This is a genomic window from Psychroserpens mesophilus (genome assembly GCF_000826645.1).
In the GTDB taxonomy this organism is placed as follows: domain Bacteria; phylum Bacteroidota; class Bacteroidia; order Flavobacteriales; family Flavobacteriaceae; genus Psychroserpens; species Psychroserpens mesophilus.
Genome location: NZ_JXJP01000003.1, coordinates 404,887 through 420,523, shown reverse-complemented (window position 1 = coordinate 420,523; position 15,637 = coordinate 404,887). Strand labels below are relative to the sequence as shown.

Here is a 15,637-nt window from a genome sequence, read left to right as displayed (position 1 = left end):
CAATAGTTAAAATGGCAGACCTAGAATTAGTCACAGCGAATGAACCTTTGCATTGTCAAAACTGTGATTCTATAATAGAAGAAGCATTTGAGTTTTGTCCAAATTGTGGACAAAAAACAAATGATCGGCTTACTATAGGTGTTTTGTTTTACAATACTATTAGTAATTATTTCTCGTTTGATGCACGTTTTTTAAAAAGTTTTGTGCCTTTAATGTTTAAGCCAGGTTACTTGGCCGAAAAGTTTTTGGAAGGTAAGCGTCTTTTATATTTGCATCCAGCTCAGATGTATTTATTTATTTCCGTGATTTTCTTTTTTATTATGTCTTTTAGCACAAGAGACTTAGTTCATGAAGCCAATGTTATTAACGAAAAAGTTGTCAAATCTGAATTCGTACCGAAAGCTAAGGATTCGTTAGCATCTGAATTGGATTCTGTTCAAATTCAACAAATCATGAAACCTATTAAAGACAATCAGAAGATTTTAGGGCTTAAAGATTCCGATTTGAAAATGGCAGATTCATTAATTAAATTAGAAGCTGCTGAACCAAAAAACCTGAATACTTCATGGGATTTTGATAAAGAGAAAGTAGATTCTTTACTGGCTGTAGGCGCGGATAAGGAAGTCATTTATAAAGAAATGGGCATGTCTGATGATGCAGGCTTTATTGAGCGACGTCTCTATACCAGAATGTTAAGTTTGGCAGAAGGGAAAGGTGCAGGATCTATTGTTCAAGCTTTTTTTGATAGTATACCTATTTCGATGTTTTTCTTGCTTCCTTTTTTTGCATTGATACTGAAGATATTTTACTACAATAAAGGAAATTATGTACACCATTTGGTGTTCAGTTTTTATTATTTTTCATTTTTATTTATGGTTTTTAGTATTCTATTTGGAATCAACTATCTATTTAAAGACATGCCAGCGTGGATTACTTGGTTGATAGCGTTGTCTACCTATGTATATTTTTTAATTGCACTGATTCGATTTTATAAACAGCATTGGTTTCTAACTTGGGTTAAAAGCGGCTTCATAAGTTTTGTGTTTTTGATGCTAGTTTTGCCAACTACAGCAGGTATACTAATGGCATTTTCATTTTTAGCCTCTTAAAGTTTTTCTTTTAGGAATTCTCCGGTAATGGAGTTTTTGTTTTTAACAATCTCTTCAGGAGTTCCCTGAGCTACTAATTGTCCGCCACGTTCTCCACCTTCTGGACCTAAATCAATAATGTAATCTGCACATTTAATCAAGTCAATGTTGTGTTCAATTACGATTATAGAATGTCCTTTTTCAATTAAAGCCTGAAACGATTTTAATAATTTTTTGATATCGTGAAAATGTAAACCAGTTGTTGGTTCATCAAAAATAAATAAGGCATTGTCGCTTTTTGAGCCTTTCCCTAGAAAAGAAGCTAACTTTATTCGCTGAGCTTCACCACCAGAAAGTGTAGAAGAACTCTGCCCTAAAGTGACATAGCCTAAGCCAACATCTTGTAAAGGTTGCAGTTTGCTTTGAATTTTTGTTTCCTTATGTTCTGTAAAAAACGAAATGGCATCATCAATAGTAAGATTAAGAATATCATCAATAGATTTTCCGTTGAATGTTACCTCTAAAACTTCTTTTTTAAAGCGTTTGCCATTACATGTTTCGCAAGTTAAATGCACATCTGCCATAAACTGCATTTCTATAGTCACTTCACCTTCACCCTTGCAGGTTTCACAACGTCCTCCATCAACATTAAAGCTAAAATGCTTGGCTTGATAATTTCTGATTTTACTCAATTTTTGTCTAGCAAACAAAGCTCTTATGTCATCGTAAGCTTTAATGTAAGTCACAGGATTTGAACGTGATGATCGTCCGATTGGATTTTGATCAACAAATTCAATATGTTTTATGTTACTAAAATTTCCTTTTAGTTCTGTAAACTGACCAGGTTTATCTCCAAAATCGGTTAATTTTTTTTGCAATGCAGGAAAAAGTATTTTTTTAACGAGTGTACTTTTTCCACTTCCAGAAACACCAGTAATGACCGTTAGCATATTTAAAGGAAATGTGACCTCGATATTTTGAAGGTTGTTTTCTCGTGCGCCTATAATTTCAACATGGTACTTGGAAGACCTTCTAGTTTTTGGGACTTCAATTTCTAATTCACCATTGAGATATTTAGCCGTTAGTGACGAAGATGACAAAATATCTTTATAGGATCCTGTTGCAACCACTTCACCTCCAAAAGTACCAGCTTCTGGACCGATATCTATAATTTCATCTGCAGCTTGCATGATGTCTTCATCATGTTCTACAACAATGACAGTATTACCTAAATCACGTAAAGCTTTAAGAACTTTAATCAGTTTTTGAGTGTCTTTTGGATGTAGTCCAATACTTGGTTCATCAAGAATATACATTGAGCCAACTAAGCTGCTCCCTAAAGACGTTGCTAAATTAATTCGTTGACTTTCGCCACCTGATAAGGTGTTAGATTTTCTGTTCAAAGTGAGATAGTCTAATCCAACATTAGTAAGGAACGACAATCTGTTGGTGATTTCCTTTAATAATCGATTAGCAATTGTAGTATCGTAGTCGTTAAGATTTAGCTGTTCAAAGAAATTAACAAGTTTATTGAGTGGCATTTCTACTAAGTCTGTAATAGTAGTTTGTCCTATTTTAACATAATTAGCTTCAGGACGAAGTCGTTTTCCGTGGCATACGCTACATTTTGTTTTGCCTCTATAACGTGACAGCATTACACGGTTTTGAATTTTGTAAGCTTTAGATTCCAATTCTGCAAAAAAAGAATTTAGACCTTCAAAATATTGATTTCCGTCCCAAATAAGCTGTTTTTGCTGTAACGTTAATTCAAAATAAGGTTTATGAATGGGAAAATCAAATTTATGCGAATTATTGACCAATTGATCTCTGTACCAGCTCATACTTTCACCTCGCCAAGGAAATATAGCATTATCATACACAGATAGTCCTGTGTTTGGGATGACTAAGTCTTCATCAATACCTATAACATCTCCGTAGCCTTCACATTTAGGGCAGGCACCATAGGGATTATTGAAGCTAAACAAATGCACGTTTGGTTCTAGAAATACCATACCATCCAATTCAAACTTGTTATTAAATTCAACACGTTTTTTATCTGAAAGCGATTCAATAATACACGTGCCTTTACCTTCAAAAAAAGCAGTTTCAATGGCATCTGCTAATCGGTTATAAAAATCATCTTCGTGTTTAACGACTATACGGTCGACAACAAGGAAAATATCTTTTTTGAGTTTTTTATCAACGGCGTCATCAATTCTTAAAACTTCTTCTTTGTATTGAATTCTGGCATAACCTTGTTGTTTTAGCACATTGAGCTTATCTTCCATAGTGCGTCCTTCTTCCAAACTGATGGGCGAAAGGAGTAAAAGTTTTTCACGTTCGTCAAAAGATCTCACCAAATCTAAAACATCTTTCGTGCGATGCTTTTTAACCAGATTTCCAGAAACAGGTGAATAGGTTTTTCCGATTCTGGCAAATAATAGCTTTAAATAGTCGTAAATTTCTGTGGATGTACCAACTGTTGATCTTGGATTTGTTGAGTTCACTTTTTGCTCTATGGCAATAGCTGGAGCGATACCTTTAATAAAATCGACCTTTGGTTTGTTAAGGCGTCCTAAAAACTGCCTCGCATAACTCGAAAGACTTTCTACATAGCGTCTCTGGCCTTCTGCGTAAAGCGTGTCGAATGCTAAACTAGACTTTCCTGAGCCTGATAAACCCGTAATAACTACCAGTTTTTGTCTTGGTATAATAACATCGATATTTTTTAAATTATGCAATTTCGCACCTTTAATAATGATGTTTTCTTTAGGATTAACGTCTAAAATGTTAGTATTCATAGGAGTTTGCGCAAATTAAGATGTGCAAAGATACTATAAGTATTTTATCCAATAAAATGGATTATTGCTTATTAAAATGTTAAAGTTTGTTAGTTTTTTTTGGAATTTCGGAATGATTGTTGTTATATTTGGGTTCATAACATATTAAAACAGAGAAGCCTATTTCATAATATTACTTTATAACGTTTAACCCCAAGCTAAGATTTATTCTTTGCAATAAAGTAATAATTATGAGACACGAACTTATCACAGACGCTGTTTTAGTTAGAAACTACATGGATGGAGACGAAAGTGCTCTATCAGTCCTAATCAACAGACATAAACAAAGAATTTATAGTTTTATCTATTCCAAAGTATTTGATAGAGATATTACTGAAGATATTTTCCAAGACGCTTTTATTAAAGTAATCAAGAATTTAAAACTTGGTAAATACAATGAAGAAGGTAAATTTTTACCTTGGGTGATGCGTATTTCACATAACCTTGTTATCGATCATTTTAGAAAGAATAATAGGATGCCAAAATTTGACAATACTGGAGAGTTTAGCATTTTTTCTGTTTTAGGTGATAGTACTCTAAATGCAGAAAAACAAATTATAAAAGATCAAGTAGAATGTGATTTACGACGCATTATTGAGGAGCTTCCTGAAGACCAAAAAGAAGTGCTAGTGATGCGTATGTATAAAGACATGAGCTTTAAGGAAATCTCTGAGCGAACGGGAGTTAGTATTAATACGGCGTTAGGAAGAATGCGTTATGCACTTATTAATTTAAGGAAGGTCATAGATAAAAATAATATCATTTTAACAAATTGATACAATAAGTTTAGTTTTCCTGCGTTTATTGAGATATAACAAACAAAAAAACGTAAAATGGCAAAACTTTACTCTGAATGTCCCCAAAAAAAAGACAACCTTAACCCAAAAAAAGAAACAATTGAGTTTCTTTTAAATTATTCGAAGGCTTTAAGTGTTATACATTATAATAATTTGAAGTTTGAAGCACTTCAAAACTAAATTTTGAAAAGTCCTGATTCGTTAGTCATCAGGACTTTTTGTTTAGTAAAAGTTCATCGTAGTTCTGTACTTTAAAATATTCCATTTGTAAAGCTTTTAGATATTCAATGGTTTTGTCTTTTAAACGATGCGTATTCTTTAAGCAATTTTCTATTTGCTCGTCATAGACCGTTATTACAATATACCAATGTTCATTGTTTGATGTATGACTACGTTCAAATAAAGAAGAATTTCCATTTGCTTGACGTTTTGCATCAACTGCGACTAAAGGAAGATTTATGGAGGTGTCATTTCTGCTAATTTCGGTATAACTTAAATAAAGCGTTTCGTTATTTAGTTGAAATGGTACATTAGTGCCAACATCTTTATGTTGTAGTTGAAACTTTTTATTAAGGTACTTGTAAAACTCTTCAGCATCCTTAGGGTCTTTAAATATGAAGGCCATTTCTCTTTCTAAGGTTCTTTCAAATTTTTTAGCTAAGGTAACTTTGTAAGTTTTATTCTTAAATTTTGGAGCAATTTGGGTTGGAATGCATGAAGAGAAAACTAAAATAAAAAGCAGAAATACTAAGCGATTCATGAATTGTTAATTTCAATATAAGCTTCAATAATTATACCATGTTATACCATGAAAGCTCTAAGACAATTATTTTTTTTTAGAGTAATAGTCTTTGAGTACCGAAGCTCTTCCAATAGTTTTTGTAATAATATCTTTGTCTAAGTTCCAGCCTCTTGCAGGCGAGTATTCTCTCCCGTACCAAATAATCTGAAGATGTAAATCATTCCATAATTCTTTTGGGAATAAGCGTTTGGCATCCTTTTCCGTTTGTACTACATTTTTACCGTCAGTTAAATTCCATCGATACATCAATCTGTGAATATGGGTATCTACAGGAAAGGCAGGAATCCCAAATGCTTGCGACAATACAACTGCTGCAGTTTTATGTCCGACAGCAGGTAAAGCTTCTAAGTCTTCATACGTTTGTGGTACTTTTCCATTGTGTTTTTCAATAAGAATATGAGATAAGCCATGAATACCTTTACTTTTCATTGGCGACAGACCAACAGGTTTAATGATTTCTCTAATCTCCTCAACTGATAGTTTAATCATATCATAAGGGTTGTCAGCTTTGGCAAAAAGGAGAGGTGTAATCTGGTTAACACGAACATCTGTACTTTGGGCAGACATCAGCACTGCAATAAGCAATGTGTATGGGTCCTTATGATCTAAAGGAACAGGTATGGTTGGGTATAGTTCTTTTAACGTATTAATAACAAAATCTACCTTTTCTTGCTTGGTCATAAGTCGTATTTTTACAAAAACCAAAGTTAGTAATTATGACACAATTAAAAGCAGGAGATAAGGCTCCAAATTTTTCAGCAATCGACGAACAGGGGAACACGATTTCTTTAGGTGATTATAAAGGAAAAAAATTAGTTATTTTCTTTTATCCTAAAGCCAGTACGCCAGGTTGTACAGCGGAAGCATGTAATTTAAATGATAATTTTGAGCGATTCCAGAAGCAAGGTTATGAAATTTTAGGTGTAAGTGCAGATAGTGCAAAAAGACAATCTAATTTTAAAAATAAATATGGTTTTAAATATCCTTTGCTAGCTGATGAAGATAAAGCAGTTATTGAGGCTTTTGGAGTTTGGGGACCAAAAAAGTTTATGGGTAAAGAATATGATGGCATTCATCGCACAACATTTATTATTGATGAAAAAGGTATCATTGAAAATGTCATTACTAAAGTAAAAACCAAAGATCATACAGCGCAAATATTGACAGATTAGGGTATTGGTTAGGCTAATTTTTGAAGTGTCTTATTAATTCGTCTCAGATGTGAACCTTAACATATAATTAGAATGATGTTATATATTAAACAAAAAGCCACATGATATTCAAGTGGCTTTTTAAATTTTATGGACTTATGAGTTAATCTCCTAAATGAACTTGTTCCGTTTCGCAGCCAAACAAACTCTTTTCTTTAATTAATTTGGCAACGCCTTCAGGTAACATTCTTTCCCATTCATCATTTCCATCGGCAATCATTTTAAGCACAGTTCTTGAGAAAATAGCTAGAATCGAATCGTCATAATCTGTAATATCAACTACTTTTCCATTGTATTTAAAGAACTTGTAAAGCTCTTTCATTCTAGGATGTACTTTTAGATTTTCACTCGTAGTTATCGTATCGTCATCATTTTGCATAGGATACAGATATACTCTTAAGTCTTTGAAGAATAATTTTCCAAAGGCTTCTAAAATACCACCACTTAAATGGCGATAGTACTTCTCATCAAAAATATCTACAAGATTATTAACTCCCATAGCTAATCCCATTCTTGCTTTCGTATATTGAGAGAAATATTCTACAAGTTTATAATATTCTTGGAAGTTAGAAATCAATACCGTTTGACCAAGAGAACAAAGCAATTTTGCTCTATCCATAAAGTCTTGTTCATCAATTTCACCCTCAGCTCTTAGATTAGATAAAGTTATCTCGAAGATAACTTGTGTTTTATCAACATCAACTTTATTTTCCTTTATGAACATGTCGTAAGACTTCTTGTACATGTCCATATTTACCTTTGTTACTGGTCTGAAACTACCACGAAGCGCCAATATGTTTTTCTTGTACAATACTTTAGCGGGCAAGACGTTATTTCCGTCTGGAGCAAACATAACAGCATCTGTCATTCCATTTTTAACAAGTTGTAAACTCATTAAACGGTTATCAACATCTTCGAAGACAGGACCAGCAAAGTTTATGGTGTCAATTTCAACCTGATCTTTATCCAAATGATCGTACAGATATCGCAGTAATTTCTTTGGTTCGTTATATTTATAAAAGGCGCCATAGATAAGGTTAGTACCTAAGACACCAAGTGTTTCTTGTTGTAGTCTGGCATCTGTTTCTTTAAAACGTAAGTGTAAAACAATTTCGTTGTACCCTTGATTGGCATCTACTTGATATTTGATACCTACCCAACCATGACCTTTATATTTTTTTGCAAAATCGATAGTTGCAACAGTATTTGCATACGTAAAAAACATTTTATTAGGATGTTCTTCTCTTGAAAGACGCTCTTCAACCAAGTTTATTTCATGATCTAACATCTTACGTAAACGTGCTTCAGTTACATAACGTTTGTCATCTTCGATGCCATAAATTGCATCACTAAAGGCTTTATCATAAGCAGACATTGCTTTTGCAATTGTTCCAGAAGCACCACCAGCTCTAAAGAACTGACGAACAGTTTCTTGACCTGCTCCAATTTCAGCAAATGTTCCGTAGATGTTTTCGTTTAGATTAATTCGTAGGCATTTCGTTCGTAACGAAGGAATCTGATCAAACTCTCTATCTCCTTTTAAGGTTATCTCCATGTTTAAGTCTGGGTTTTGTCAACATTACAAAGGTATTAAAATAGGAGGTATAAGTAAAAAAATTAGTTTTATTTTTGTTTTAAATTAAAAACCATTGAAAATAACATTTTTAGGTACAGGCACTTCTCAAGGAATTCCAGTTATAGGAAGTGATCATCCCGTCTGTTTGAGTTTAAATCCTAAAGATAAACGCCTGAGAGTCTCTGTTTTAGTAGAATGGGATGATTTTGCTTATGTCGTTGATTGTGGTCCAGATTTTAGACAACAAATGCTTAGAGTAAATTGTAAGAAAATTGACGGGATTGTTTTTACTCACGAGCATGCTGATCACACTGCTGGATTAGATGATATTAGACCATTTTATTTCCGACAAGGCGATATTCCATTTTATGCGCACAAACGTGTGTTAGGGGAGCTAAGAAAGCGTTTCGACTATATTTTTACAACTAAAGACAAGTATCCTGGTGTTCCAAGTGTAATTCAACACGAGATTAAAAACGAACCTTTTATGCTTGGTAACTTGCAAGTGATTCCGATTAATGGTTATCATCACAAATTGCAGGTATTCGGATTTCGTTTTGGTGATTTTGCATATTTAACAGATATGAAGACGGTTGCTGATGAAGAAATCAAAAAATTAATAGGCGTAAAAGTATTGGTTGTGAATGCTTTAAGAGAGAAAGAACACTTGTCGCATTTTAATGTCGCTGAAGCTCTTGATTTCATTGAAGAGGTAATGCCGGAAACAGCATATTTAACACATATTAGTCATTATTTGGGTTTTCACGATGAGGTACAACAAAAACTACCTGAAAACGTTTTTCTGGCATATGATAACTTACAATTAGAACTCTAAACTATAATTATGAAACAACGACTGTTTATGTATTTATTCATATTCACTTTATTACTGGTGATTTTTCAATTTGTAAATTCGAAAAATATCATTGAAGGTTATGATCAAAAGCTAACAAATTATATGGAAGCTAATACGAGGCTCAAAGATTCCATTGAGTCTATACAAGATGACCGAGTGTCAGATTTATATACGTTTAGATTTGATACGAATGAAGATGCTATGATTTACTGGGAAGATCAAGGGTTTCGAATTTCTGAATTTGTACCATTAATAAAAGATGAATTGATGAATCTTAATATTTATGAAACCGAAGACCATCCTTTAGTTCCCTATGCATCGATGACAGGAGAAAAAATGTTAATTGATCAAATACGAATGCTAAATCACAAATGGATTATCGCCAGTTTTACAGATGGCGAATATTGGGGAGAAATGCTTTTGTCATATGATCTAGAGACTGTTGAAGACCAGAAAGAACTTAAGTTTCAAGTTATAAAATCTATTTTATATCAACCTAATTAATTTAGATTCCGCACGTAATTTATTGCCCAGTCCTCAACTCGTTTACCAAAGCATTCTAAAATTGCATCAACTCCTATAACGCTTCCTTTAGATAAGCGACCCAATAATGCAATGGAAACGGGATGTGTTTCGTTTGAATTTTGAACAATTCCATAGGTGTCCGTTTCTATACCTAACTCTGAATGGATGGGCTGAATTAAATCATCATGCAATAAGTTTTTAATTAAGGGTGTATCTATTTCTAATAATTCTGGAGCATCCAAAACACTGTTAATCATAGATTTCGTTGTTATGGAGTCATCTTTAGAGTTTATTAATTGCCATCCTTCATCACATAATTCAATTTTGGGATTTTTAACGAAATCTAAGTTCAATACCTTAGCATCGACAAGAGCAAGCATTTGCTGCATACTTTGAATTGGAGGACCATAAGAATAGCGTTTGATTCTATCATCAAGATCGATTATTTTCTTGATAAGATCATTATTTAATTTAGAATGCGATAAAGACTTATAAATTGTGGGTTGACAATGTCTCCATACTTGACCTATACAATAATCAAGACTAATGGCGCATCTATTTGAAGCCATTTCAATAAAAGCTTTGATAAGATTGTAAGTTGAATTTTTCTTGTCGATGATCAGTTCATGTTCAATGTTTTCGTTATTAAACCAGGTTATAACAAGATTTTTTATTTGTTCCTTATTTAAAGCGTGTGATTTAGTTTTAAGTTTTGTATTTGTAAAAATTTTAGCCGAAATTTCAGCTATTGGTTCTGTTAAAAAGCCAAAATCTGAAACATCTGAATTTATCTTAGCTACAGTTTCAATTTGTATTTTAAGAGACTCAAGGACTTTGTCACTAGGCTGAAATAATTGATCAATTACGCTATTAAGCGGCTTTGGTGCAAGTGGCATTCCGTCTAATGAAAATGGAACTATAGTTATTTTTTTGTCAGGATTATTAATGTATATTGTTTTCAGAGTGTCTGAATTAGTTATTTCAAACTTTCCAAAAACTTCAGTTGCTAATGCTCTCATAACATCCACCATTGCAAGCCCGAATCCACGAATTCCAATTGTTACGTCATTTTCTCGCTTTAGAAAATTAAATTGTGATATTGGATACGAATTTTCAAAAGCATGCAAATCTTTCTTAAAAGACGCATGTTGTTTCCATGATTTAAGTTGCGATGAAAGTTTGGTAGATTGATGTCCTATAGTTATTAAAACGTCGTCTACCTCGCTACAATTTCCATTATCTGTGATGACATGTAGTTTGGTATTAACATAAGTAACTTTTGTGACTTTTTCTTTAATCAATTTAAAAGTAATATCATCCAGCTTTTGAATTTTCAGAGAATTATATCTTTCATTTAAATAGGTGCCAATTTTTGACCTGGTAGGATATATATCTGGATCTGAATCATTTTGATTGTAATTAATCCAATCTGTGAATGCTGGAAATGGTTCAATAAGATTATTTTTAAAGGCTATTTCCGGTCTCCCTTGAAAATCCTGCAATGCTCTTACTGTGATATTTGCCCAATTAGATTCCGATTGTTGTTTTCTCCAAACTTGGCCTGCGCCTGGATCATCTTCAGGTTCAAAACTTATGATATGTAATTTCTTTTCAGAAACACTAAGTTGTTGAATAAGTTTTTCTAAAGCATATAAGCCACGTGGTCCAAGGCCAATAATAGCAAGCGTATTCATGGTTTAAATATAGGATTGAATCCCATAAAGATTAAATTCGTTTTTCAAGCCAGCTTTTAAATTCATAAAAGTTTTGAGGAGCCACACCATGACCTACCGGAAATTCTGAATAGGTGTTTTTGATGTTTAAATTGTTCAGGAATTGAGGTGCTTTTCTTGCCCAATCCACAGGGATCACTTGGTCGACACTTCCGTGAGAGCAATAAAAATCTAAATGTGATACGTCCTTGTGTTCAAAATTATCGGCTATCATGTCTTCACTGACATAGCCACTTAAAGCGATGATATTTTTTACTTTTTCTGGATAGGTAAGTGCTACAGCATAACTTAAAATAGTGCCCTGACTGAATCCTAAAAGAGTCACATTGTTCTTGTCAACTGGATATTCAGCACAGGCTTCATCAATGAAATTTGCAATCGTATCACGTGAACCAACAGCTTGTTCAACATCATTCCATTTGTTTTGATTGGCATCAAAATTAATAGCATACCAGGCATTTCCATAAGGTTGCATAGGATAAGGCGCTCTAACCGAAATTATAAATAGTTCTTCAGGTAATTCTTGAGCAAACGAAAACAAATCGTTTTCATCACTGCCATAGCCATGGCACATGATCAATAATGGTGCATTTACTTTTAAAGAAGACGGTCTGGTGATGTGGTGCAATGATAAATTCATAATTTATTATTCGATTGTAGCAAATAGTTTTTGAAAGAAAGGTCCTAAAACAGGTACTTCATTCATTTTTTTTCCAACAGCACCTAAAATGCCATACAGGAATAACACAATAAAGAAAATCCAAAAGGACATCGAAATCATCCAGCTATCAAATGCTCCGATAAAATATCCTAAAACCATTTGTAAAAGCCATAAGCCAAGTGCCTGACGAACGTGAAAAGAAACTAAAGGATTGCGTTCTTCACGATTCATGTAGAAGGCTACTAAAGTTCCTATGAGTGTAATGTATGCAACAATTGCTAAGCTATCATTATTTTTATTGGATGTATTTTGCATGATGAAATGGTGTTATTTTGATAGGATTATTTTATTATTTGCAATAATGCCGTAAGCCATTCCTTTTAATTCCTTATTGTCAAATATTGAATTTTTAGATCTTGAAAGAATGTGTTCTCTAGAAAACATATAATTCTCATTAGGATTAAATAATGACAAATTCGCTTTGTTTCCAACAACTATAGGAAAAGACTCAATTCCGAATCGCTCTTTGCCCTTGGTTAACAACTCAACAGCTTTTTTTATTGTAAACACAGAATTCAAGGCTCCAAAAGCACTTTCTAATCCTATTGTTCCGTATTTAGCATAATCAAACTCAATCTTTTTGTCTTCAATGTCAATAGGATTATGATCGCTCGTAACCATATCAATTGTACCATCTTTTAAACCTTCAATTAGAGCATCTATATCACTTTGAGACCTTAGAGGCGGCAACACTTTAAAGTTGGTGTTAAAGGTTGTGAGTTCTTTGTCGGTAAAGATTAAATTATGAAGTGCAACACTACAAGTGACATCTAACTTTTTCTGTTTAGCGGCTTTAATTAATGCAACTGATTTTGCAGTGGATATCGTTGGAATATGAAGTTTACCTTCAGTATATTCCAATAAAAATAAATCTCTTGCCACTTGCAATTCTTCTGCTAATGCTGGATTTCCTTTTAATCCGAGAGACGTGCTGGTCACATTTTCATTCATAACTCCTAATCCGCTAATTCTCGATTCCTGAGGAAAAGAGCAAACCAAACCATCAAAATTACTAGCATACTGAAGGGCTAGTTTCATTAAGTTCGGATTTTCAACGGGATGCTGATAATCGTAAAACGCAACGGCTCCAGCATTTTTCATGTCAAACAACTCTGCTAAATCTTTTCCCTGACCATGTCTTGTTAAAGCTCCAATTGGATACAGACTGGTTGCGTGTTTTTCTGCTTTCGATTTTAAAAATGAAATATCAGCGTTAGAATCAATTACTGGATTTGTATTTGAATTCACAGCAACAGAGGTAAAACCAGAATATGCAGCTGTTTTAAGTCCGTTCTCAATTGTTTCACGTTCTTCAAAACCAGGCTCACCAAAACTTACGCTACTGTCGAACCAACCTTGAGAAACATGTAAATTATCCAGTTTAATTTCTTTGTAATTTTTCGGATTTGAAATGCGTTTGGAAATATTAGTAATGACACCTTTTTCGATTAAGATGTCAACTGTTTTATTGTGAAAATCGCTTTTAGGATCAACTATAGTGGCAGATTTTACAAGTGCATTCATTTCAGAAATTTTAAGATGAGCATTTCAATAATTAAAAATGCCAATGCAAAAATAACAAACCATTTCCATAGCTCATTAACATTAGTGGCACTTTTTATATCATTTATGGTTGATGTAATCGAATCATTCACTGTTGCGTTTTCTACAGCATTTAAATTTAAATAGGAGAGATTGCTTTCATTTCTATTAAAATTAAAACTTAGATTTTTCAGAAAAGTGTCCTTATTCTTAACAGCAATTATTCCTGACGTATTAGGATAATCACTGGTTTTTAGGGCTACTTTGTTGGTGTAGGTCTGTTGTAGAGGAATAACAGTATTGTCACCATTAACTAAGGTTAATATATCGTCTTGCTGAAGTTTAGTAGTAACATCAATACTATTTTCTTCTCCTAAAGTGTAATATAACTTAGAAACTTTTAAGCTTTGCTTACCAATATTATAAAGCACAGGAACAATTAAAGGTGAGTTTTTAAAATTAGAATTATCTGCGTTTAAAGCAGCTGAAAAACGATACACATTTTCAGATTGAGATAAAAATGATGATCCATCTTCATAGCTTAAAATTGCAGTTCCAGAACTAGAAGCATTGCTATACAAAGAATTAACCTTAGGATACTGAAAATTTCTGATTTGCTTGTCAAATACATTCGCTAATACGGGATGAGAAAAATGTATTGTGGTTACTCTTTTTTCTTTAGGATTTAAAGAACTAAATCCTGATAAATTGTAATTTGTAAATAATTGATTATAAGTATTTAGAGTAGAGTTGTTTGAAGGGATTATTAACAAGTTTCCGCCATTATCTGTGAATGCTTTTAAAGCAGTAATTAGTGATAATGGTATTTCTTTTAATTCATTTAAAACAATAAGATTTTGATCATCAAGACTATTGTAATTCAAAGCGTTGAAAGGAGCCGACATATAATCAAACTCATCGTTGGTATAGATCTTTTTTAAAAACGTATCATCGGCTTCATTGATAGCCAAAACTTTAATTGGTTCACGTTGATCGATGTTAAAGTATAATTCATTATCATACTGAAGATTGGTGTCTTCAATCGTAATTTTACCGTTAAATATTGAATTTGCAGGAATTGTAAATATCGTACTTGTTTCGTTTTCAATAGTTACTGCACTTTTTGCAATTAGTTTGTCATCATTAAATAACGATACAGGTAGCGTTTCAATTGGTTCACCTTGATTTTTAAGTTTGACAGTGAGTTCTAAATTTTCAACAGTTGATTTTGAAATGTATAGACTATCAATAGTAATGTTCGATACATTTGCTGGTTTTAGCTGAACTAATTTGACATTGGTTGAGCTATCCGCTGGAATAGTAAGGCGATCCTCTTTTTGTTGAAAATCTGAAATTAATACTAGGTTTTTAATTGTGCTTTTATCTTCAGAAAATGCATTCTTTCCTTTCAAAAGCACTGCATCATAACCAAGCTGACCTGGAGAATGTTTAAGCTGAATAATATCGTTTTTGATGGCTTTAATACTCGTGTTGTAAAAGCTAGCATCGTTTGTAAATATAGAGATTGCTTCGTTTTCACCCATATTTTCAATGACACCCTGAATGGCGCTATTTAGCAGAGTTCCATTACTTCCTTGCGCTTGCATACTGAATGAATTGTCTAAATAAATAACTGTTTCACTTTTGGTATTAAAACTTTCAGAATTAGAAATATATGGTTGAGCAAACGCAATAATAACACAAGCCAGCAGTAACATTCGTGTTAATAAAGTAAGCCATTTTTTTAATTGAGAACTTTTACGCGTTTGAATGGTGAGTTCTTTTAAAAACTGAACATTTGTAAAAGCAACTTTTTGAAACTTGCGAAGTTGAAATAAATGAATAATAATAGGAATGATGAGCAGGAGTAAAGCGTAGAGAATTTCTGGGTGTTTAAACTGCATTCCTTGGTTGTAATTTTTTGAATAATTAGTTAAAGCTCAAAT

At 33.0% G+C, this 15,637-nt stretch carries 15 protein-coding genes; 6 read left to right on the top strand and 9 right to left on the bottom strand.

Annotated features, from left to right (window positions below):
• Positions 1 to 11: 11 nt before the first annotated feature.
• The gene (locus tag TD18_RS05670) at positions 12 to 1,109 is read left to right on the top strand and encodes a DUF3667 domain-containing protein (protein WP_052461055.1); all 1,098 of its coding nucleotides are present in this window, start codon (positions 12 to 14) and stop codon (positions 1,107 to 1,109) included.
• On the opposite strand, the gene uvrA is transcribed toward TD18_RS05670, so the two are convergent.
• A complete protein-coding gene (uvrA, locus tag TD18_RS05665; protein WP_040249666.1) occupies positions 1,106 to 3,889 on the bottom strand; it encodes an excinuclease ABC subunit UvrA in 2,784 nt (927 codons plus the stop codon). The two genes, TD18_RS05670 and uvrA, sit on opposite strands and share 4 nt — an antisense overlap.
• Positions 3,890 to 4,119: 230 nt before the next feature.
• Between uvrA and TD18_RS05660 the strand changes: the two genes are divergently transcribed.
• The gene (locus TD18_RS05660) at positions 4,120 to 4,704 is read left to right on the top strand and encodes an RNA polymerase sigma factor (RefSeq protein WP_040249664.1); all 585 of its coding nucleotides are present in this window, start codon (positions 4,120 to 4,122) and stop codon (positions 4,702 to 4,704) included.
• A 57-nt stretch (positions 4,705 to 4,761) separates the two neighbouring features.
• A complete protein-coding gene (locus TD18_RS17375; protein ID WP_162835790.1) occupies positions 4,762 to 4,905 on the top strand; it encodes a hypothetical protein in 144 nt (47 codons plus the stop codon).
• A 28-nt stretch (positions 4,906 to 4,933) separates the two neighbouring features.
• On the opposite strand, the gene TD18_RS05655 is transcribed toward TD18_RS17375, so the two are convergent.
• Both TD18_RS05655 and TD18_RS05650 read right to left on the bottom strand, forming a co-directional pair.
• Entirely contained in the window at positions 4,934 to 5,485 is a 552-nt protein-coding gene (locus TD18_RS05655; protein ID WP_040249662.1) for a hypothetical protein, read from the bottom strand.
• Between the two features lie 66 nt (positions 5,486 to 5,551).
• A complete protein-coding gene (locus TD18_RS05650; RefSeq protein WP_040249659.1) occupies positions 5,552 to 6,208 on the bottom strand; it encodes an endonuclease III domain-containing protein in 657 nt (218 codons plus the stop codon).
• A gap of 35 nt (positions 6,209 to 6,243) precedes the next feature.
• Here TD18_RS05650 and bcp point away from each other — a divergent pair, with 35 nt between their 5' ends.
• On the top strand, positions 6,244 to 6,699 hold the full coding sequence (bcp, locus tag TD18_RS05645; RefSeq protein WP_040249656.1) for a thioredoxin-dependent thiol peroxidase: 456 nt from the start codon (positions 6,244 to 6,246) through the stop codon (positions 6,697 to 6,699).
• A 142-nt stretch (positions 6,700 to 6,841) separates the two neighbouring features.
• Here bcp and TD18_RS05640 read toward each other — a convergent pair whose 3' ends face one another.
• Positions 6,842 to 8,293 (bottom strand): hypothetical protein, encoded by a 1,452-nt coding sequence (locus tag TD18_RS05640; RefSeq protein WP_040249653.1) that lies wholly within the window; start codon positions 8,291 to 8,293, stop codon positions 6,842 to 6,844.
• Between the two features lie 94 nt (positions 8,294 to 8,387).
• Between TD18_RS05640 and TD18_RS05635 the strand changes: the two genes are divergently transcribed.
• Positions 8,388 to 9,149, top strand: coding sequence for an MBL fold metallo-hydrolase (locus tag TD18_RS05635; RefSeq protein WP_040249650.1), 762 nt, complete (start codon positions 8,388 to 8,390; stop codon positions 9,147 to 9,149).
• Between the two features lie 9 nt (positions 9,150 to 9,158).
• Positions 9,159 to 9,674, top strand: coding sequence for a hydrolase (locus tag TD18_RS05630; protein WP_241480647.1), 516 nt, complete (start codon positions 9,159 to 9,161; stop codon positions 9,672 to 9,674).
• On the opposite strand, the gene TD18_RS05625 is transcribed toward TD18_RS05630, so the two are convergent.
• The 5 genes from TD18_RS05625 to TD18_RS05605 are packed head-to-tail and all read right to left on the bottom strand — an operon-like array spanning position 9,671 to position 15,595.
• The gene (locus TD18_RS05625; protein ID WP_040249645.1) at positions 9,671 to 11,389 is read right to left on the bottom strand and encodes an FAD/NAD(P)-binding protein; all 1,719 of its coding nucleotides are present in this window, start codon (positions 11,387 to 11,389) and stop codon (positions 9,671 to 9,673) included. The genes TD18_RS05630 and TD18_RS05625 overlap by 4 nt on opposite strands.
• A 31-nt stretch (positions 11,390 to 11,420) precedes the next feature.
• The gene (locus tag TD18_RS05620; RefSeq protein WP_040249642.1) at positions 11,421 to 12,068 is read right to left on the bottom strand and encodes an alpha/beta hydrolase; all 648 of its coding nucleotides are present in this window, start codon (positions 12,066 to 12,068) and stop codon (positions 11,421 to 11,423) included.
• A gap of 6 nt (positions 12,069 to 12,074) precedes the next feature.
• Positions 12,075 to 12,404, bottom strand: a complete 330-nt coding sequence (locus tag TD18_RS05615) for a membrane protein (protein WP_040249639.1) — start codon at positions 12,402 to 12,404, stop codon at positions 12,075 to 12,077.
• Positions 12,405 to 12,416: 12 nt separating this feature from the next.
• The gene (locus TD18_RS05610; RefSeq protein WP_040249636.1) at positions 12,417 to 13,673 is read right to left on the bottom strand and encodes a dihydroorotase; all 1,257 of its coding nucleotides are present in this window, start codon (positions 13,671 to 13,673) and stop codon (positions 12,417 to 12,419) included.
• Positions 13,670 to 15,595, bottom strand: coding sequence for a BatA domain-containing protein (locus tag TD18_RS05605; RefSeq protein ID WP_040249633.1), 1,926 nt, complete (start codon positions 15,593 to 15,595; stop codon positions 13,670 to 13,672). The genes TD18_RS05610 and TD18_RS05605 overlap by 4 nt, the downstream gene beginning before the upstream one ends.
• Positions 15,596 to 15,637 lie beyond the last annotated feature (42 nt).